This window comes from Bradyrhizobium quebecense (assembly GCF_013373795.3).
In the GTDB taxonomy this organism is placed as follows: Bacteria; Pseudomonadota; Alphaproteobacteria; order Rhizobiales; family Xanthobacteraceae; genus Bradyrhizobium; species Bradyrhizobium quebecense.
In genome coordinates, this window is the sequence record NZ_CP088022.1 from 3719390 (window position 1) to 3738603 (window position 19214).

At 63.7% G+C, this 19214-nt stretch carries 16 protein-coding genes; 3 read left to right on the top strand and 13 right to left on the bottom strand.

Annotated features, from left to right (window positions below; genetic code table 11):
* Nucleotides 1–73: 73 nt before the first annotated feature.
* From HU230_RS18090 to HU230_RS18105, 4 genes are all read right to left on the bottom strand, one after another.
* Complete coding sequence (locus HU230_RS18090) at nt 74–3277, bottom strand: efflux RND transporter permease subunit (RefSeq protein ID WP_224943350.1); 3204 nt, start codon at nt 3275–3277, stop codon at nt 74–76.
* A complete protein-coding gene (locus tag HU230_RS18095; protein WP_176530489.1) occupies nt 3274–4737 on the bottom strand; it encodes an efflux RND transporter periplasmic adaptor subunit in 1464 nt (487 codons plus the stop codon). Before HU230_RS18095 ends, HU230_RS18090 begins: the two co-directional genes overlap by 4 nt.
* Nucleotides 4734–5141, bottom strand: a complete 408-nt coding sequence (locus HU230_RS18100; protein WP_176530488.1) for a FixH family protein — start codon at nt 5139–5141, stop codon at nt 4734–4736. Before HU230_RS18100 ends, HU230_RS18095 begins: the two co-directional genes overlap by 4 nt.
* 100 nt (nt 5142–5241) lie before the next feature.
* On the bottom strand, nt 5242–5601 hold the full coding sequence (locus HU230_RS18105; protein WP_176530487.1) for a hypothetical protein: 360 nt from the start codon (nt 5599–5601) through the stop codon (nt 5242–5244).
* A gap of 299 nt (nt 5602–5900) precedes the next feature.
* Between HU230_RS18105 and HU230_RS18110 the strand changes: the two genes are divergently transcribed.
* A complete protein-coding gene (locus tag HU230_RS18110) occupies nt 5901–6119 on the top strand; it encodes a GDCCVxC domain-containing (seleno)protein (protein WP_176530486.1) in 219 nt (72 codons plus the stop codon).
* Nucleotides 6120–6253: 134 nt separating this feature from the next.
* Here HU230_RS18110 and HU230_RS18115 read toward each other — a convergent pair whose 3' ends face one another.
* The 6 genes from HU230_RS18115 to coxB all read right to left on the bottom strand — a co-directional run bounded on the left by HU230_RS18115 (nt 6254) and on the right by coxB (nt 11799).
* Entirely contained in the window at nt 6254–7162 is a 909-nt protein-coding gene (locus tag HU230_RS18115; protein ID WP_176530485.1) for a heme o synthase, read from the bottom strand.
* 100 nt (nt 7163–7262) lie between these two features.
* Entirely contained in the window at nt 7263–7670 is a 408-nt protein-coding gene (locus HU230_RS18120) for a cytochrome C oxidase subunit IV family protein (protein ID WP_176530484.1), read from the bottom strand.
* 9 nt (nt 7671–7679) lie between these two features.
* Nucleotides 7680–8402, bottom strand: coding sequence for a heme-copper oxidase subunit III family protein (locus tag HU230_RS18125; RefSeq protein WP_176530483.1), 723 nt, complete (start codon nt 8400–8402; stop codon nt 7680–7682).
* A 15-nt stretch (nt 8403–8417) separates the two neighbouring features.
* Nucleotides 8418–9122: a cytochrome c oxidase subunit 3 gene (locus HU230_RS18130; protein WP_176530482.1), complete on the bottom strand. Its 705-nt coding sequence runs from the start codon at nt 9120–9122 to the stop codon at nt 8418–8420.
* Complete coding sequence (gene ctaD / locus HU230_RS18135; RefSeq protein ID WP_176530481.1) at nt 9119–10894, bottom strand: cytochrome c oxidase subunit I; 1776 nt, start codon at nt 10892–10894, stop codon at nt 9119–9121. Before ctaD ends, HU230_RS18130 begins: the two co-directional genes overlap by 4 nt.
* Nucleotides 10895–10965: 71 nt before the next feature.
* Nucleotides 10966–11799, bottom strand: a complete 834-nt coding sequence (coxB, locus tag HU230_RS18140) for a cytochrome c oxidase subunit II (protein ID WP_176530480.1) — start codon at nt 11797–11799, stop codon at nt 10966–10968.
* Between the two features lie 568 nt (nt 11800–12367).
* Between coxB and HU230_RS18145 the strand changes: the two genes are divergently transcribed.
* Nucleotides 12368–13264: a DUF2189 domain-containing protein gene (locus HU230_RS18145; protein WP_176530479.1), complete on the top strand. Its 897-nt coding sequence runs from the start codon at nt 12368–12370 to the stop codon at nt 13262–13264.
* A gap of 230 nt (nt 13265–13494) precedes the next feature.
* On the opposite strand, the gene HU230_RS18150 is transcribed toward HU230_RS18145, so the two are convergent.
* Both HU230_RS18150 and HU230_RS18155 read right to left on the bottom strand, forming a co-directional pair.
* Nucleotides 13495–15636: a xanthine dehydrogenase family protein molybdopterin-binding subunit gene (locus HU230_RS18150; protein ID WP_176530478.1), complete on the bottom strand. Its 2142-nt coding sequence runs from the start codon at nt 15634–15636 to the stop codon at nt 13495–13497.
* Nucleotides 15637–15639: 3 nt separating this feature from the next.
* Complete coding sequence (locus HU230_RS18155; protein ID WP_176530477.1) at nt 15640–16101, bottom strand: (2Fe-2S)-binding protein; 462 nt, start codon at nt 16099–16101, stop codon at nt 15640–15642.
* A gap of 182 nt (nt 16102–16283) precedes the next feature.
* Here HU230_RS18155 and HU230_RS18160 point away from each other — a divergent pair, with 182 nt between their 5' ends.
* Complete coding sequence (locus tag HU230_RS18160) at nt 16284–17165, top strand: LysR substrate-binding domain-containing protein (RefSeq protein WP_176530476.1); 882 nt, start codon at nt 16284–16286, stop codon at nt 17163–17165.
* Between the two features lie 424 nt (nt 17166–17589).
* Here HU230_RS18160 and HU230_RS18165 read toward each other — a convergent pair whose 3' ends face one another.
* Nucleotides 17590–19173 carry a S10 family peptidase gene (locus HU230_RS18165; RefSeq protein ID WP_176530475.1) on the bottom strand — a complete coding sequence of 528 codons (1584 nt, stop codon included), beginning with the start codon at nt 19171–19173 and terminating at the stop codon, nt 17590–17592.
* Nucleotides 19174–19214: the final 41 nt, after the last annotated feature.

The following is a 19214-nucleotide window of genomic DNA, read 5'->3' on the forward strand; positions in this document are numbered from 1 at the left end:
CGAACTCACCTGACCGCACCCCGACTGCAAATCAGTCGGCCGCGAACCCCATCGTATATACCCCCTCAGGGTATCATTCAATCCGGTTTGAACCAGCCAACGGATTCCCTGCCCCTGCTACACGCTGTCGCACGACCGGCGCAACGACATCCGCTCCCGGCATCCTCACGCGAAGCCCGATGCCCTTCACGACGGCGAAGATCGCGGGAATCACGATCAGCGTCAGCAAGGTCGACGAGATCATGCCGCCGATCATCGGCACCGCGATGCGCTGCATGATCTCGGAGCCGGTGCCGGTGCTCCACATGATCGGCAATAACCCGGCCATGATGGCAACCACCGTCATCATCTTCGGCCGCACCCGCTCGACCGCGCCCTCGATGATCGCGTGGTTGAGATCGTCGCGACCGATCGCGCGGCCCTCGGCGACGCGACGCGCGGTGACCTCGGCCAGCGCCTGGTTGAGATACATCAGCATCACGACACCGGTCTCGGCGGCGACGCCGGCGAGCGCGACGAAGCCGACCGCGACCGCAACCGACAGGTTGAAGCCGAGCGCCCACATCAGCCAGAGCCCGCCGACCAGCGCGAACGGCAACGACAACATCACGATCATGGTCTCCGCCACCGAGCGGAAGTTGAGGTAGAGCAACAGGAAAATGATCAGAAGCGTCACCGGCACCACGATCTTGAGCCGCGCCGCGGCGCGTTCGAGATATTCGTATTGCCCGCTCCAGATCACATAGGCTCCTGGCGGAAACTGCACGGCGGACTGCACCGCGCGCTGCGCATCCGCGACATAGCCGCCGAGATCGCGATCGCGGATATCGACATAGATGTAGGTCGCAAGCTGCCCGTTCTCGGTCCTGATCGTGGTCGGCCCGCGCGCCGGCGTGATATCGGCGACCTCGCCGAGCGGCACCGCGCCGCTCGCCGGCATCGGCACCAGGATGTCGCTGGCGATCGCGCCCGGATTGTCGCGCAGGTCGCGCGGATAGCGCATGTTGACCGTGAAGCGCTGGCGTCCCTCCACCGTCGTCGTGACGGTCTGGCCGCCGAGCGCGGTCGCGATCGTGTCCTGCACGTCCTGCACCGCGATGCCGTAGCGCGATAACGCCTCGCGGTTCGGCGTGATCTCGAGGTAGTAACCGCCGAGGCCGCGCTCGGCATAGGCCGACGAGGTGCCGGGCACGCCTTTCACGACCTGCTCGATCTGGCGGGCGAGCTTGTCGATCACGGCGAGATCGGGGCCGATCACCTTGACGCCGACCGGCGTCCGGATCCCGGTCGACAGCATGTCGATGCGCGCCTTGATCGGCATGGTCCAGGCATTGGAGACGCCAGGAAATTGCAGCTCCTTATCCATCTCGGCGATCAGGCGGTCGAGCGTGAGGCCCTTGCGCCATTGCTGTTTCGGCTTGAGGTTGACCACGGTCTCGAACATCTCCGACGGCGCCGGGTCGGTCGCGGTCGCGGCGCGGCCGGCCTTGCCGTAGACCGAGACGACTTCGGGAAAGCTGCGGATGATGCGGTCCTGCATCTGCAGCAGCTCGGCCGCCTTGGTCACCGAGATCCCCGGCAGCGTGGTCGGCATGTAGAGCAGCGTACCCTCGTTGAGGTCGGGCATGAACTCGGTGCCGAGTTGCCGCGCCGGCCAGACCGTGACGGCGATCGCACCGAGTGCGAGCAGGATCACCAGCGTCTTCGCCCGCAACACCCCGTTGATGACGGGACGGTAGATCCAGATCAGGAAGCGATTGATCGGATTCTTGTGCTCGGGGACGATCCTGCCGCGGACGAAGATCACCATCAGCGCCGGCACCAGCGTCACCGACAGCAGCGCGGCTGCCGCCATCGCGAACGTCTTGGTGAAGGCGAGCGGCGAGAACAGCCGCCCCTCCTGCGATTCCAGCGTGAAGATCGGCATGAACGACACGGTGATGATGAGCAGACTGAAGAACAGCGCCGGTCCCACCTCCGCCGCGGCCTCGATCAGGATCGCGACCCGCGACCGGCCGGGCTCGGCCCGCTCCAGGTGCTTGTGCGCGTTCTCGATCATCACGATCGCCGCATCGATCATGGCGCCGATCGCAATCGCGATGCCGCCGAGGCTCATGATGTTGGAGCCGATCCCGAGCAGCTTCATCGCGCCGAACGCCATCAACACGCCGACCGGCAGCATCAGGATCGCGACCAGCGCGCTGCGGACATGCAGCAGGAACACGAGGCAGACCAGCGCGACCACGACGCTCTCCTCGAACAGCGTGCGCTTGAGCGTGTCGATCGCCGCATAGATCAGGTTGGACCGGTCATAGACCGGCACGATCTCGACCGACTTCGGCAGGCTGGTCGCGATCTCCTTAAAGCGTTTCTTGACGTTTTCGATCACGTCGAGCGCATTGACGCCGAAGCGTTGCAGCACGATGCCGCTCGCCACCTCGCCCTCGCCGTTCAATTCGGCGATGCCGCGCCGCTCGTCGGGGCCGAGCTCGACGCGGGCGACGTCGCGCAGCAGCACCGGCGTGCCGTTGTCGGTCTTCAGCACGATGTTGCCGAGATCGTTGATGTCCTTCAGATAGCCCTTGCCGCGAATGACATATTCGAACTCGGAGAGTTCGACGGTGCGGCCGCCGACATCGGCATTGCTGGCGCGGATCGCATCGCGCATCCGCTGCATGGTGATGCCGCGGTCGCGCATCCGCTGCGGATCGAGGATCACATTGTACTGCTTGACGAAGCCGCCGACGCTCGCGACCTCGGCGACGCCTTCCGCTCTCGCCAGCGCGAATTTCAGATTCCAGTCCTGGATGGTGCGGGTGTCGGCAAGATTCAGCTCCTTCGACATCACGGCATACTGGTAGACCCAGCCCACCCCGGTCGCGTCGGGACCGATCGTCGGCGACACGCCGGCCGGCAGCCGCGACGCCGCGCCGTTGAGAAATTCGAGCACGCGCGAGCGCGCCCAGTAGATGTCGGTGCCGTCCTCGAAGATGACATAGACGAAGGAGACGCCGAAGAACGAGAAGCCGCGCACGACCTTCGATTTCGGCACCGTCAGCATCGCCGTGGTCAAGGGATAGGTGACCTGGTCCTCGATCACCTGCGGCGCCTGGCCGGGATACTCGGTGTAGACGATGACCTGGGTGTCGGAGAGATCGGGGATCGCATCGAGCGGGAGATGCAGCAACGCGTAGAGGCCCGCGGCAGCCGCAAAGCCGGTGCCGAACAGCACCAGCAGCAGGTTGCGCGCCGACCAGGCGATGACACGTGCGATCATGGCCGGCCTCCCTCCGTCATCTGGCCGTCGGCCGTTGCCGCTTGCGCAGCGCCGGCCTCGGCAAAGCCCTTGATCGCGGCTTTCAGGTTGCTTTCGGCATCGATCAGGAAGGTCGCCGACGTGACGACCGCATCGCCCTCCGCGATCCCGTCGCGAATCTCGACATAGCCGTCGCCGCGCCGCCCGAGCTTAACCACGCGGGGCTCGAACCGCCCGTTGCCCCGGTCGATCAGTACGGTCTGCCGGCTCCCGGTGTCGAGGATCGCGTTGTCAGCCACCGTCAGCACCGGCGCCGCGCTGCCAATGTCGATCTCGGCGTCGACATACATGTCCGGCAGCAGCGCGAGATCGGCATTCTGCAATTCGATCCGTACCCGCGCGGTGCGCGTGTCCTTGTTGACCTGCGGATAGATCACGCTGATCTGGCCCATGAACGCGCGGCCGGGATAGCTGCGGGCCCGCACTGCGACCTTCTGCCCGACCACGATGTTGCCGAGATCGCGCTCGGCGACATCGACCAGTGCCCACACGACAGAGACGTCGGCGATCCGGAACAGCACGTCACCGGGCTGGGCGCGCATGCCCTCGATCGCCGCACGCTGCAACACGATGCCGTCGCGCGGCGACAACCACTGGATCGCGAGCGGCACCGTGTGGCTTTTCTCCATCTCGGCGATGACGGTCTCGGGAACGTCGAGATTGGTCAGCCGCTGCTTGGAGCCGCGTCCGTAGGGCTCGATATTCGCGATCGCTTTCGAGGTCATGGTCGCGACATATTCGGCCGCCGCGGACGACACCGCCGGGCTGTAGATCTCCATCAGCGGCTGCCCCTTGGTCACCCGGCTGCCGGTCGTGATGTCGGCGACCTTCTGCACATAGCTCTCGGCACGCATCGCGATGACGGAGACCCGCCGTTCGTCGAGCTGGATCGTGCCGGGGGCACGGACCAGCGTGCGGATGCGGCGCAGCTCCGCCGCTTCGGATTTGACGCCGGTGCGCTGGATTTTTCCCGGCGACAGCGTGATCGAGCCGCCGTCGCTGTCCTCGCCGTCGTAGACGGCGATGTAGTCCATCCCCATGGAATCCTTCTTCGGCACCGGCGAGGTGTCGGGAAGGCCCATCGGATTGCGATAATATTTGACCTTGCGCTCGCCCTTGGCGGCCGTGGCGTTGTTGTCCGCCGGCATCGCCATTGGCGCGTCCGCCTCGTCGAAGCTGAGATCGGCGCCGGCGGCAACCGGCTGGTAGTCGCGGCCGTCAGGCGTCTTCTTCGGTGCCAGCGAGTAAGACGGCTTGCCGTCCGGATCGCGGAAATAGATCGGCGCGCCAGCTTCCGCCGCTTGCGCGGCTGAGGCGGCAAGATTTGCGCCCGGCCACGGCGGCAGGCCGCGACCGAGATATACGACGCCTGCCGCTGCAACGATCGCAGCGGCAACGCCTGCCAGAGCGAGCCGGTTCATTTTCCGGCCGTGACGACGAGCTTGCTTTCGACCGTGCCGGTCTCGCCCTGCACCTTCGCACCGAGCGACAGCTGCCAGCGCCCGGCCATGCCGAAGTTCGCCTTGAACCGATAGGTGCCGGGTTCGATCCCAGGCATCGGCGTGACCTTGGTGGCCATCTCCTGCATGCCGTCCGGCGCCATGTCGAGCCGCGTCGCGAAGATCACGGCGTCAGGCACGGCCTTGCCGGTCTTCTTGTTCATCAGCCGAACGGTGACAACCTTGTCCGGACCGGCCTGGACGGTCTGGTCGACGAGCTGGAATTCGTAGTCCTTGATGTCGGCGAGCGCGACAGTGGCGGTGCCAGTCAGCGCCAGGCCGATGAGCGCGGCCGCTACGGCACGCGACGTATTGAACGACGTCATCTCGTTTCATTCCTCGATTGGATTTGGCCTGCCGCTTGCGCGGCATGCGACGTCCACGCGCCAGAAGGTCGCGCGGCAGCAACGGCGCTTGCGGCGCCAGTCAGACCAAATGTCGAGGAGGATGGTCGGGCGGCGGACGGACCAGCCCGTCAGCGACCAGATCGTCATGCGGATGCAATTGCAGCTGCGTCGACGGCCTCACCGCGAGACCGAGCGTCGATGGCCCCGCGTGCAGGACCTTCAACATGCAGATCGCAACCAGCGGACAATCCCGGCAATCATTGCTCTTCTGCTTGTCGGGGCAGCACGGCATATCGGCCGTCATGTCCGACATGTCCGCCATCTGGCTCATACCGGTCAACGAAGATCCGGCCGCCGCGGGCACAGCCAGCGGCGCAATTGTCAGGCCTGCCGTCACGAGGACGGCGAGCAGCAATCTGAACAATTGGCGAACATTCATGTCGCGACAGTCTCACAAAGGACGGGTGCTGAAAAGGTCACCCTGTTCACAACTGCACCAGCGGGAGCTTGGGTGGTTAATCGTTCATGCCGGCCTGGCGCCCGCATGGAGCGCGGCCCGACGACGAATATCTTCGAAGCCGCTACCGGTTCAGCTCAATTCGCACATCATCGGCGCCAGTTTGCGAGTTCATCCCGGGCCCGTCTTTGGCGACCGCCGATCACAATCCTGCCAGATGGGGCCTTGACCTGTGCAATCGCCCAAATGACATAAGGGGCTGACCAACGGACCCGCGGCCTATGCAACTCGTGTCGACCCTGACCTGTCCGGCCTGCGGATTCGCCGCGACCGAAACCATGCCGACCGATGCCTGCCAGTTCTTCTACGACTGCCGCGGCTGCGGCACCCGCCTCAAGCCGCTTGCCGGCGATTGCTGCGTGTTCTGCTCTTACGGGACTGTCCCCTGCCCTCCGGTGCAAACGCGCGGCGAATGCTGTGGCGGGTCAACGCCGGCCTGAACGCCCTGCCATTGATTTGCCCTGCGGCGCAGGCCGCCGCGGCGAAAACATTTCGGTTTGTCGGATAAACAAGCCCGGTCTCGCCGGGGACGGCACGAAGTAAGCCCTGCGGCTGTCGATTCGAATGCGTCGCGTTAGTAGGACTGAGCGTAGGGTGCAGCATCCATCAGCAGCACACCAAAAAGAAGCACCAGATAGAGCATCGAAAACACGAACAAGCGACGAGCAGGCCGCCTTTCCTTGTCGTGGCTTCGACGTACTTGCCATGCGAGAAAGATCATGATCGCTCCCAGCATCGCCGCGGCCGCGCCATAGATGCCCCCCGCGAATCCCAGTGCGTAGGGTAGCAGCGAGATCGGAACCAAAAGCACGCTATAGAGAAGAATCTGGCGCTTTGTTTCGGTCTTGCCGGCGACGACCGGCAACATCGGCACACCGGCGCGGGCATATTCTCCAGCAAGATTGAGCGACAATGCCCAGAAGTGGGGTGGCGTCCAGAGGAAGATGATCAAGAACAGGATGAGCGGCTCGAGCCCGACGCTTCCGGTGACCGCGACCCAGCCGATCACCGGAGGGAGTGCGCCAGCGGCACCGCCAATGACGATGTTTTGCGGTGTTCGCCGCTTGAGCCACATCGTGTAGACGACGACGTAGAAGAAAATCGTGAAAGCAAGGAGAGCAGCAGCGGCCATATTCAGCAAAGTGCCGAGGGCCAGGACGGCGCACGTGCCGAGCATCAATCCGAAAACCAATGCTTCCGAGCGCGATACACGGCCGCCAGGGATTGGACGGATGGCGGTCCGCGCCATCACCGCATCGATGTCGGCGTCGTACCACATATTGAGCACACCTGCGGCGCCAGCTCCCGCAGCTATGCAAACAAGAGCAACGACGCCGGTGACGGGATCGATGCCGCCTGGTGCGACCATGAGACCGACCAGTGCGGTGAAGACGACCAGCGACATGACGCGCGGTTTCGTCAGTGCGACGTAGTCTCCGATGTTCGTATAGCTCCGGCGAAGAATTGAACGATTGATTTGCACGAGATTGATTCCTCGTCAGTTCGATACTCTAGAGGCCATCGGTTGAAGGCCTTCTTCGCAAAGTCCCAGATGACGTGGCGACCTCTCAGCCGTCCTGCCTCTAGCTCGCTGACGCGAAAAACATGACCCGAAGCAGATGCGTATAGTCGGATTCGAACACCATGATCCCTACAAAGACCAGCACGAGCACCGGCGGCAACAGGATGGCGTAGGCCAACGCCAACCGCTCCCAGGCCATATGCATGAACACGGCAACGATCAGGCCGGCCTTCAGCACCATGAACAGCAGGATCAGTGACCAGCGGAGATGGCCGTGGATGCCAAAGAAATCGACGAGGTATGAGCAGGTGCTGAGCACGAACAGCCATCCCCAGACCACGAGATAGAGCTTGATCGGATGCTGCTGGCCCTTTGCGTGCGTGGCTCCCGATGCGACTGCGTCGTGCACATACGCGTGCAGCCCATGTTGCGTTGCCTGCCCTTCCACATGTACCGCTGCGTTTGTCATGCGCCAACCTCACCAGAGATAGAAAAAGGCAAAGATGAATACCCACACCAGATCGACGAAGTGCCAGTACAGGCCCATGATTTCGACGATCTCGTAATACCCCCTCCGGCTCGTGAAGAAGCCACGCCGCTCGACGTCGAAGTCTCCCCGCCAAACCTTTCGCGCGACGGCGATCAGGAAGATCACACCGATGGTCACGTGGGTGCCGTGGAAGCCGGTGATCATGAAGAAGCAGGCGCCAAATTGCGGAGCGCCCCACGGGTTGCCCCAGGGCCGTACGCCCTCCATGATCAGCTTGGTCCATTCGAAGCCCTGCATTCCGACGAACGTCGCGCCAAATGCCGCGGTGGCCAGCATCAAGGCTGCCGTTTTGACACGATCCCGGCGGTAGCCGAAGTTGACGGCCATCGCCATCGTCCCGCTGCTGCTGATCAGGATGAAAGTCATGATCGCGATCAGGATGAGCGGGATGTGCTTGCCGCCGAGATTGAGCGCGAAGACTTCGCTGGGATTGGGCCACGGCACGGTCGTCGACATTCGCGCCGTCATGTACGACAGCAGGAAGCAGCTGAAGATGAAGGTGTCGCTCAGAAGGAAGATCCACATCATGGCCTTCCCCCAGGACACGTGCTTGAAGGCACGCTGGTCCGACGCCCAGTCGGCGGCGATGCCGCGCAATCCGGGTATCGTTCCGGGCGACGTCTGGGGGGGTGCAAGTGTGGTTTCCGTCATCGCTTCCCGACCTCGCTAGGTGAGCAACTGGCGACAGATGTCGACCAAATTGTCAGTCCAGCCCGTCAGCAGACCGAGCAAGATCAGCCAGACCAACAACAGGAAATGCCAATAGATGGCGCAGAGCTCCACGCTCAGGCGCATCTGCATCATCGGCGCGCCACGCCATACCTTGGCGGTCGTCCTGCCGAGCGCCACCAGACCGCCCATCAGATGCAGTCCGTGCACCGCGGTGATCAGGTAGAAGAAGGAATTGGCCGGATTGGACGCCACGAAATAGCCGGCGGCCTTCAGCTGCTGCCAGACCAATAGCTGCCCGGCCAGGAAGGTCATGGCGGATGCCCCGCCGATCAGCAGGCCGACGATCAGGCCATCAATGTCGTCGCGTCGCGCGGCCATGTACGCCCATTGCAGCGCCACACTGCTGATGACCAGGACGCCGGTATTGAACCACAACAGCCTGGGCAGCGGCAGCTCCCGCCAGTCCACCATGCTGTTGCGCATGGAGTAAGCACTGATCAGGAGCGCGAACAACGAGCCGACGACCGCGAGAAACACGCCCAGTCCGATCTTCGCCGTCGGCACGGACGACCCGCGCTCACCGCGAACATCGACGTCCGCCCCTTGCTCGAGCCAGGGTTTGGCGGCCAGCCGCTGCTGCGAGAGCCACCATCCCGCGATCGCTGCTATTGTAACAGTGAACAGGATGATGGCACTCACGGATGGGCTCCCTGCGTCGCCAATCCGGCCGGCGGTTCATTCTGCGGCACAAAATCCCCGGCAGCGCCCGGCACGCTGTAATCGTAGGCCCAGCGATAGACGATCGGGAGCTCCTTGCCCCAGTTGCCATGTCCGGGCGGCGTCTCCGGTGTCTGCCACTCCAGCGAGGCGGCTCCCCAGGGGTTGCTGCCAGCCTCTTTTCCTTTGAACAGGCTCCAGATGAGATTGAACAGGAAGACAAGCTGGGCGAAGCCGACAATCAGCGCCGCCACACTCATAAACGCATTGAGGTCGTGGGCGGATGCCGGGACGAAGGTTGTCTCGCCGATGTCGTGATAGCGGCGGGGCATCCCGAGCAGGCCCAGATAGTGCATCGGGAAGAAGACCGCATAGGCCCCGATGAACGTCACCCAGAAGTGGAAACGTCCAAGCGCCTCATTGAGCATGCGCCCGGTGACTTTCGGATACCAGTGATAGATCCCGCCAAACACGGCCATGATCGGCGCGATACCCATCACCATGTGGAAGTGCGCGACAACGAACATCGTGTCCGACAGCGGAACGTCCACAACCACGTTACCGAGAAACAGTCCGGTCAGGCCGCCGTTCACGAACGTGATGATGAACGCGAGCGCGAACAGCATCGGCACCGTGAGATGGATGTCGCCGCGCCACAGCGTCAGCACCCAGTTGTAGACCTTGATCGCAGTCGGGATGGCGATGATGAGTGTCGTGGTGGCGAAGAAGAACCCGAAATACGGGTTCATGCCACTCACATACATGTGGTGCGCCCATACAACGAAGCTGAGCGCACCGATTGCCACGATCGCCCAAACCATCATGCGATAGCCGAAGATGTTTTTTCGCGCGTGGACGCTGATCAGATCGGAGATGATGCCGAAGGCCGGCAAGGCCACGATGTAGACTTCGGGGTGGCCGAAGAACCAGAACAAATGCTGGAACAGGATCGGGCTGCCGCCGCCATACTTCGTCAGCTGGCCCATCTCGACCAGCGTCGGCATGAAGAAGCTGGTTCCCAGGAGGCGGTCCAGCAACAGCATCACCGAGGCGACGAACAACGCCGGGAAGGCCAACAGCGCCATCACGGTAGCCGTGAAGATGCCCCACACCGTCAGGGGCATCCGCATCAACGTCATGCCGCGCGTGCGGGCCTGCAGCACCGTCACCACATAATTGAGCCCGCCCATCGTGAAACCGATGATGAACAGGATCAGCGAGGCCAGCATGAGAACGATGCCCCAATCCTGCCCGGGGGTGCCGGAAAGAATCGCCTGGGGTGGATAAAGCGTCCAGCCGGCGCCGGTCGGCCCACCGGGCACGAAGAACGTCGCGACCAGCACCAGCACGGCGAGCAGGTAGACCCAGTAGCTCAGCATGTTCACGTAGGGGAAGACCATGTCCCGCGCGCCAACCATCAGCGGGATGAGGTAGTTGCCGAAGCCGCCGAGGAACAACGCCGTGAGCAGGTAGATCACCATGATCATGCCGTGCATGGTGATGAACTGAAGGTACTGATTGGCATCGATAAAGGAGAATGTGCCGGGAAATCCCAGTTGCAGCCGCATCATCCACGACAGCACCAGCGCAACCATTCCGATGGACATCGCCGTGATCGAGTACTGGACGGCGATAACCTTGGCGTCTTGCGAAAAGACGTACCTCGTCCACCAGCTGTGCGGGTGATAGAGCTCGACCTCACCTACTTCGGCGGGCGGGATGCCTGCGACCTCATCAAACGGGATATCGACCATCGGAATAGCCTCCTTGGTCTTCCGCTCAGCGACGAGTTCACCTCATATCCGGCTGATCCTCGTCGGCATGTTCATTCGCTACCAGTCTTGTACGCGGCCTTCGCGACGTCGTGCTGGCCTGACAACTCCGCAAACGTCCGCTGCCTCTCGAGCCATGCGTGATATTCTTTCGCTTCCTGCACGACGACCTTGCTCCGCATCTGCGCGTGCGCGGTACCGCACAGCTCCGCACAGAGGACGTCGAATGTTCCGGTGCGGGTGGGCGTGAACCAGTAATAGGTCACCGAGCCCGGTATCATGTCCATCTTGGCCCGGAACTCGGGCACGTAGAAATCATGCAGAACGTCGATTGAGCGGAGCAACACCTTCACCGGCTTCCCAACCGGCAGATGCAGATCGTCGCTTTGAATGACGATGTCGTCTTGTCCGTTCGGATCGTTGGGATTCAACCCCAGAGGATTGTCGGGACTGATCAGGCGCGCATCTGACGTGCCGAGCCGGCCGTCTTTTCCCGGAAGCCGATAACTCCACATCCACTGTTGCCCAACGACCTCGACGTCGGTCGCGTCGTCGGGAACGGTGACGAACTGGTGCCAGACGACCAGGCCGGGCGCCAACATGGCTGCGACGCCGACTGCCGTCACGATGCTGAGCCACCATTCGAGCTTCTTGTTTTCGGGATTGTAGGCGGCCCGCCGTCCCTCCTTGTGGTGGAAGCGGAACACGCAGTAAGCCATGAACGCGATGACCGCGCAGAAAACCGCACCGGTGATCCAGAACGTCAGATTGATCGTGTCGTCGATGTAGCGCCAGTTTGAGGCGATCGGCGTCCACCACCACGGGCTGTAGATGTGAAACAGCACCGAGGCGACTGCAACCAGGAGCAGTACGAGCGCGACAGCCATCCCTCATTCCTCCTTGCCATTGAAGGCTACGGAGACGAACGAAAGGGCGGAGCTCACGTCAAAGGTATGGTGTCAAAGGTATGGTGTCACGTACACCATCACCGCGCCTTTTGCCTCGCCCATTCTGCCGGTCGGGACGCTGGGACATCATGACAAAGGGTCAACGTCACGGCCGCAATCTCATCGGAGCTTGGGGGCGTTCAGTGCATTGAAGATGGTACTCGTCGAGCCCGGCGTCAATAGAGGAGTATGTCCCGCCTCTGTCCGGCGCGCGATAGCGCGAATACATCGCGTGCCGGAGGGCACCGATCGGCACCCGTCATCAGATGGTGCATCGCAAAAAACTGGCCTGTGCGATTGCACAATTCTCCCGACCGCGTTCGCCATCTTGCTTCTGCTGCGTATCGGACTAGTTTGATTGGACCGGTTGCGACAGATGTCGTCCGGCAAGCTCCTTCCGGTTGAATCTGATTTGCCGGACTCAGTCGCGATTTTCGCGCATGAGGCGGATGTGCGTGTGTTGATGGCGCTCCGTTCCCCTGCGGGCACAAGCAAGGAGACCGGAACCATGACCACCGTATTCGCACGACCCAAACTGCAATTGTTTGGCGTCTCGACCGCCTTTGTGGTTCGCAAGATCAGCCTTTCCGACCTGGGCGACGCGCTGCGCCTCGGCTGGGAAGACTTCAAGGCCATCCCGACCCACGCCATCGTCCTGTGCGTGATGTACCCCGTCCTCGGACTTGTCCTGTTCAGACTTGTGATCGGCTATTCGGTTCTGCCGCTGCTGTTTCCGCTCGCCGCCGGCTTCGCCCTGATCGGTCCTTTCGCCGGATTAGGCCTCTACGAACTGAGCCGCCGCCGCGAGCGGGGAGAGGAGCCAGGAGCCTGGGATGCAATGCAGGTGCTGCGCGCGCCGTCGTTTGGCGCCATGCTCGAACTTGGCATTCTCCTGTTCGTTCTGTTCGGGGTCTGGATCGCCGCCGCGGACGCGATCTACATTGCGACTTTCGGCTATGCTCCGGCTGCGAGCATCCCTGATTTCGCAGAGCGCGTGTTGACGACGCCCGAAGGCTGGTCGCTCATCATCGTCGGATGCGGCGTCGGCTTCCTTTTCGCCCTGGCTGCCCTGTGCGTCAGCGTCGTCTCGTTTCCACTGATGCTCGACCGCCATGCCACAGCGATCGATGCGATCCGCACCTCGATACGGGCCGTGATGATGAATCCAATTGAGATGGCGGCGTGGGGATTGATCGTTGCGGTATTGCTGGCCGTGGGTTCACTGCCATTCTTCGTCGGTCTCTGCGTCGTTCTGCCGGTGCTTGGTCATGCGACCTGGCATCTTTACAGGAAGGTGGTCGAGCCTGACCCGAATCCTCCGCAAGAAGAGCCCCGCCCGCCGATCGGTCACCGCTACGCGGCCGATTTCCCGGCCTCGCTCTTCCCGTGGAGCCGTGAGCGTTAGTGATACGAGGGGCGAACTTGAGATTGGCGAACCGCCTCGCGCGGATCAATGCAAGGCGCAAATCCGCCCGGCTTCACGATCGCGCCGGCATTCCGTCATGCCCGGGCATAGCCGTCCGAAGGACGGCGTCGCTTCCGCTCGCCTATGCCCGGGGCATCCACGTCTTCACTCCAATCGAATAAGAAAGGACGTGGATGGCCGGGACAAGCCCGGCCATGACGGCCGGTAGCTTACGTCTGCTTCAACACCGCCGGATCGACCGGCATCTTTCGCAGCCGCTTGCCGGTCGCCGCGAAGATCGCATTGCTGATCGCAGGCACGATTCCCGATGTCCCGGTCTCGCCCATGCCGCCCGGCGGCTCGGTGCTCGGCACGATATGGACCTCGATGGCCGGGGCCTGATCGATCCGCAGCATCTGGTAGCTGTCGAAATTGCTCTGCTCGATGCGACCGTCCTTCAGCGTGATTTCGCCATAGAGCGCGGCGGTGACCCCGAAATTGATGCCGCTCTGCAGCTGCGCCTGCACGGTGTCGGGATTGACCACGGTGCCGCAATCCATCGCGCAGACGACGCGATGGACACGGACCGAACCGTCCTTGGCAACCTCGACCTCGGCGACCTGTGCGAGGTAGCTGCCGAACACGAATTGCAGCGACACGCCGCGGCCGCGCCCGGCAGGCAGCTTCCCGCCCCAACCGGCCTTGGCCGCCGCGAGCTCGAGCGCCGCCTTGGCGCGCGGCGACTTGCCGAGCAGCGCCTTGCGATATTCGACCGGGTCCTGCTTGGCGGCCGCCGCCATCTCGTCGATCACGCTTTCGGTGACGAACACGTTGTGCGAGGGCCCGACGCTGCGCCAGAACGCGGTCGGAATGCCGGGCGGCTCGACCCGGACATATTCGACGTGGAAGTTCGGAATGTCATAGACGAGATTGATCGCGCCTTCTGTCGTGTCGGGGTCGAGACCGTTGCGGAACGCCGGCGGCGCCCACCGCGCAATGACGGAAGAACCCGCGAAGCGGTTGTTCCAGGCCACCGGTTTGCCGGCTGCATCGAGGCCGACCGCAATCCGGTCGCACCAGTACGGCCGGTACATGTCGTGCTGGATGTCCTCCTCGCGGGTCCACACCACCTTGACCGGCGCGTCGACCTGCTTTGCGATCTGCACGGCGCGAATGACACCATCGACCTCGAGCCTGCGGCCAAAACCGCCGCCGAGCAGATGATTGTGCACCACCACCTTCTCCGGCGGCAGGTCCAGCATCTTCGCGGCCACCGCCTGCACGCGCGAGAGCGCCTGGTTACCGACCCAGATTTCGCAGCCGTCGGCGCGAACATGCACGGTGCAGTTCATCGGCTCCATCGTCGCATGGGCGAGGAACGGCAGCTGATAGCTTGCCTCGAGTTTCGTCGCCGCGCCCGCCAGCGCCTTGTCGGCGTCGCCGATATTCTGCGCGACCGCGCCCGGCTTCGTGGTGGCGGCTTCGAGCTCGCGCGCGATATCTGACGTGGCGAGCTTGGCGTGCCCCCCCTCGTCCCACTCGATCGTGAGCGCCGCGAGACCTTTCTTCGCCGCCCCCATGTGATCGGCCACCACGGCGACCGCGTCATCGAGTTTCACGATCTGGCGCACGCCGTTGACGGCCTTCGCCGCCGCATCATCCACGCGCTTGACCCGCCCGCCGAACACCGGCGACTGCACCAGCGTCGCGACCTTCACGCCGGGCGGCCGCGCGTCGATGCCGTAGACGGCCGAGCCGTTGATCTTGGAGGGCGTATCGAGCCGCTTGGCCGGCGTGCCGATCAGCTTGAACTCGGCCGGGCTCTTCAGCGTCACGTTCTCCGGCACCGGCATCTGCGCCGCGTCGACCGCCAGTTCGCCGTAACCGAGCTTGCGTCCCGAGGCCGCATGAAGCACCTCGCCGTTCTCGGCGCGGCACGAGCCGGGTTCGACGTTCCAGTGTTTCGCCGCTGCCGCGACCAACATCGCTTTCGCCGTGGCGCCGGCTTTCCGCATCGGCTGCCAGGCGCCGCGCATCGCATTCGCATAGAGCTTGTCGCTCGGCGGCGCGTGCTCGAGCTGCACCTGCTTCAGGCCGATCTCGAGCTCCTCGGCGATCAGCATCGGGATCGAGGTGTAGGTGCCCTGCCCCATCTCGACATAGGGCATGGTGAGCACGACCTTGCCGTCGCCGCCGATCCGAATGAAGGCATTCGGCGCGAAGTCACCGGCGGCCGCGGCTTCGCTCTCGCTGCTCGCAAGCGGCAGGCTCACGCTCAGCAGCAGGCCGCCTCCAGCGATCGCGCTGGCGCGGAGGAAATTGCGCCGCGACAGGTCGGCGGCGCGCTCAGACAGATGGTCCATCAGTGTCATGGCTCAACCTCCCGACTGCGCGGCTTGCTTGATGGCTTCGCGAATGCGCACATACGTGCCGCAGCGACAGATGTTGCCCGACATCGCGTCGTCGATATCCGCGTCGGTCGGCTTCGGCTTGCTTGCGAGCAAGGCGGAGGCGGACATGATTTGCCCCGACTGGCAGTAGCCGCATTGCGGCACCTCGTGCGCGAGCCAGGCGTCCTGGATCTTCTTGCCCACCGGCGTCTTGCCGACCGCCTCGATGGTCGTGATCTTGGAGTCGCCGATGCTGTCGATCGTCGTGATGCAGGAGCGCACCGCGCTGTCATCGAGATGCACCGTGCAGGCGCCGCACAGCGCCATGCCGCAGCCGAACTTGGTGCCGGTCATGCCGAGCACGTCGCGCAGCACCCACAGCAGCGGCGTATCGCCATCGGCATCGACCGAATGACTGGTCCCATTGATGGTGATCTGGAAAGGCATCCTGACACTCCTGTCCTGGTTCGAGACCCGTCCGGACTGCGCCCCTCCGGGCGCAACCGCGACATTCCAAAGCGATCGAGCGCGCATTCGCGCCGATTGCTCACTCGTGGTAATAAATCCAATTCCAACGCTGCGTAAGCGGCGCGATGATGCGCAATGAAATAACCATTGGTTTATAATCCATGGACCGACTGACCAGTATGGCCGTGTTCGCCCGCGTCGCCGATCTCGGCTCCTTCACCGCGGCGGCCAAAGAGCTGCGGATCTCGCCGACCATGATCGGGAAGCATATCCGTTTTCTCGAGGACCGGCTCGGCTCGCAATTGATCAACCGGTCGACGCGGCGGCAGGGTCTCACCGAGCTCGGCCGCAGCTATCTCGATCACTGCAAGCATTTGCTGGAACAGGCCGAGGTCGGCGATGCGCTGGTCGAGGAGGCGTTGAGCGCGCCGCGCGGCAAGCTCCGCGTCGCGACCTCGGTCGCCTTCGGGTCGTACAGCCTGGCGCCTGCGCTGGTCCGCTTCATGAAGAGATATCCGGAAGTTTCGGTCGACCTCATCCTCAGCGACAGGATGGTCGATCTGCTCGAGGAAGGCCTCGACGCCGCGATCCGCGTCGGCACCCTGACCGACTCCACCATGATGTCGCGCTCGCTGTCGCCCTACACAGGAGTGGTGTGCGCCGCGCCGAGCTATCTCGCCGAACGCGGCACACCAACGCATCCGGGGGATCTCATCCACCATGAATGCCTGCACTATCCCGGCTGGTCGGACGGGCCGCGATGGACCTTCGTCGGGCCGGAGGGCGAAGTGCATGTCGATGTCGCGAGCCGCCTCTTCATCAACAACGCGTTCGGCATCCGCTATGCGGCGCTGGCCGGCGCCGGCATCGTGCTGATGCGCGACGAGCTGCTGGCCGACGATATCGCCGCGGGCCGGCTGCAGGTGCTGCTGCCGAACTACTCGACGCAAGCCCGCGCGCGCCAGATCCTGTGGCCGAAGAACCGCAAGATGACGCCGAAGCTCCGCGCCCTGATCGACTTCATCGTGGAGACCTATGGCTGAGACAATGCGATCGGCACCCGGCTTTCCTGCCCCCTCCGTTCAGGAGAGGGCGGAACGAAGAGCAAGGCTCGGACAAGAACGTGAAGCCATGTCCTCATCCTCATCTGTCATCGCCCGGCTCGATGTGCGGACCGGGCGACCCAGTACGCCGCGGCCTCTCGGCTCATGCACGACTGTCTCTGGAATACTGGATCACCCGCATGCGCGGGTGATGACAACGCGTGTTTGTCATCATGAATCGAGCACCATCCACCGCCGTCGTCCTGGCGAAAGCCAGGACCCATTACCCCAAATGGCAATTGGCGCGCGACGCTGGGGCGACGATCTCGTTCACAATCGAATTCAGTGGTTATGGGTCCTGGCTTTCGCCAGGACGACGAGAATATTTGCAACGGACCGCGTCATTCGCGCAGCGATATCCCCCTCACTTCACCAGCGCCTCGACCTCCTTGCGGAATGCCTGGCGCGAGCCGTCGCGAGAGTAGAACATGTGGCCGCCGGGATAGACCGCGAGCCTGGTGCGGCTCGGACCCGCGAAGGCCGGCAGCTGGTCGAGGATGATCTTCGAGGCGAAGTACGGCGTCGCGAGATCGAACAGGCCGTGACCGATCAGGAGCTTCAGCTTGGGGTCGAGCGCCAGCATCTGGCGCAGCTGCGTCACCGATTCCGGCGGGCTGATGCCGTGGCCGAACTCCCAGCCCTTGTTCACGCTTTCGCTGAGCAGATGATAGGAGCCGTCCGGCCGCCAGTTCAGTCTGCGCGTCGTGAGATCGACGGCGGCGCTGGTCAGCGGCGCCATCAGCGGATCGCCGGACGGATCGTTGAAGCGGAAGGAGCTGGAGTCCGGATAGGGATCGAAGCCTTCGACCGAGGCATCGTAGCGGCCGGTCACCTTGCCGTTCTTGCGATCGAACTCGCGGCGGAATTCGCCGATGTCGAATCGGCCGGCGAGCCTGCGGCTCACCGCCGGATCGATGCCGGTCAGGCTCGCGACCTTGTCGGCGAGCCGCGTGGTGGCCTCGGTATCGGCCTGCCCTTTGACGAGATCGAGCAGGAAGTCGCCGCGCGCGTAGCTCTCGACGTCGGCAAGATCCTCGCGCGTCACGGGCCCCCTGGCCTGTCGCGCGACCGCCGTCATGGTCGGCAGGCTCGCGACATATTGCAGGATACTGGAGCCGGTATAGTCGCGGAAATCGAGCACCGGCGAGATCAGGATCAGGCCGCGTACGCCGACACCCTGCTGCATTTGCAGATTGCGCACCACCTTGGGCCCGCGAATGCCGCCATAGCTTTCGCCGGTGACGTATTTCGGCGAGGTCAGCCGGTCGTATTTCTCCAGCCAGCGGCGGATCACCAGCGCGACCGAATTGGCATCGCCATCGACGGTGAAGAAGCGCTTGCGCGCATCCTCCGAGGTGGTGACGAAACGGCTGTAGCCGGTGCCGACCGGATCGATGAAGACAAGATCGGTGAAATCGAGCCAGGTATCCGCATTCGGCTGCAGCTCCGGCGAGGCCGACGATACCGCTCCGTCGAACGGCAGTCGCCACGGCCCGACATTGCCGAATTGCAGCCAGGCGGAAGCGGAGCCCGGCCCGCCGTTGAACAGGAACGTCACCGGGCGGCTCGCCTTCTCGGCGCCATCGAGCTGATAGGAGGTGTAGGCGATGTCGGCGAGCGGCTCGCCCTTGTCGTCGAACACGCGGATCGAGCCCGCGGTCGCGCTGAAGGCGAGCGTGCGGCCGGGCAGCGCGACCGATTGCTTGGTCGTGGAATCCGGCGGCAGGCGGTGCTGCTCGGCGGTCGACGCATTGGCCGCAGCGCTGGCGCCGGAGCCCGTCTCGCCGCGCCCTGCCCGTCCCTTCTGGCCGCTTGGGTTCTGACCGCTTGGGGCCTGCGCGCTCGGCGACGGCGACGGCTGCGGGGTCTCGTCGTCGGCCCGCACCGCGGTTGCGAGGCAGGCCACCAGCAACGCCGCGGTGAGCTGTGTCGCAAAACTGTTAGCCATGCCGTTCACTCCCTGGGCCGACATTTACGCATATCACTAGC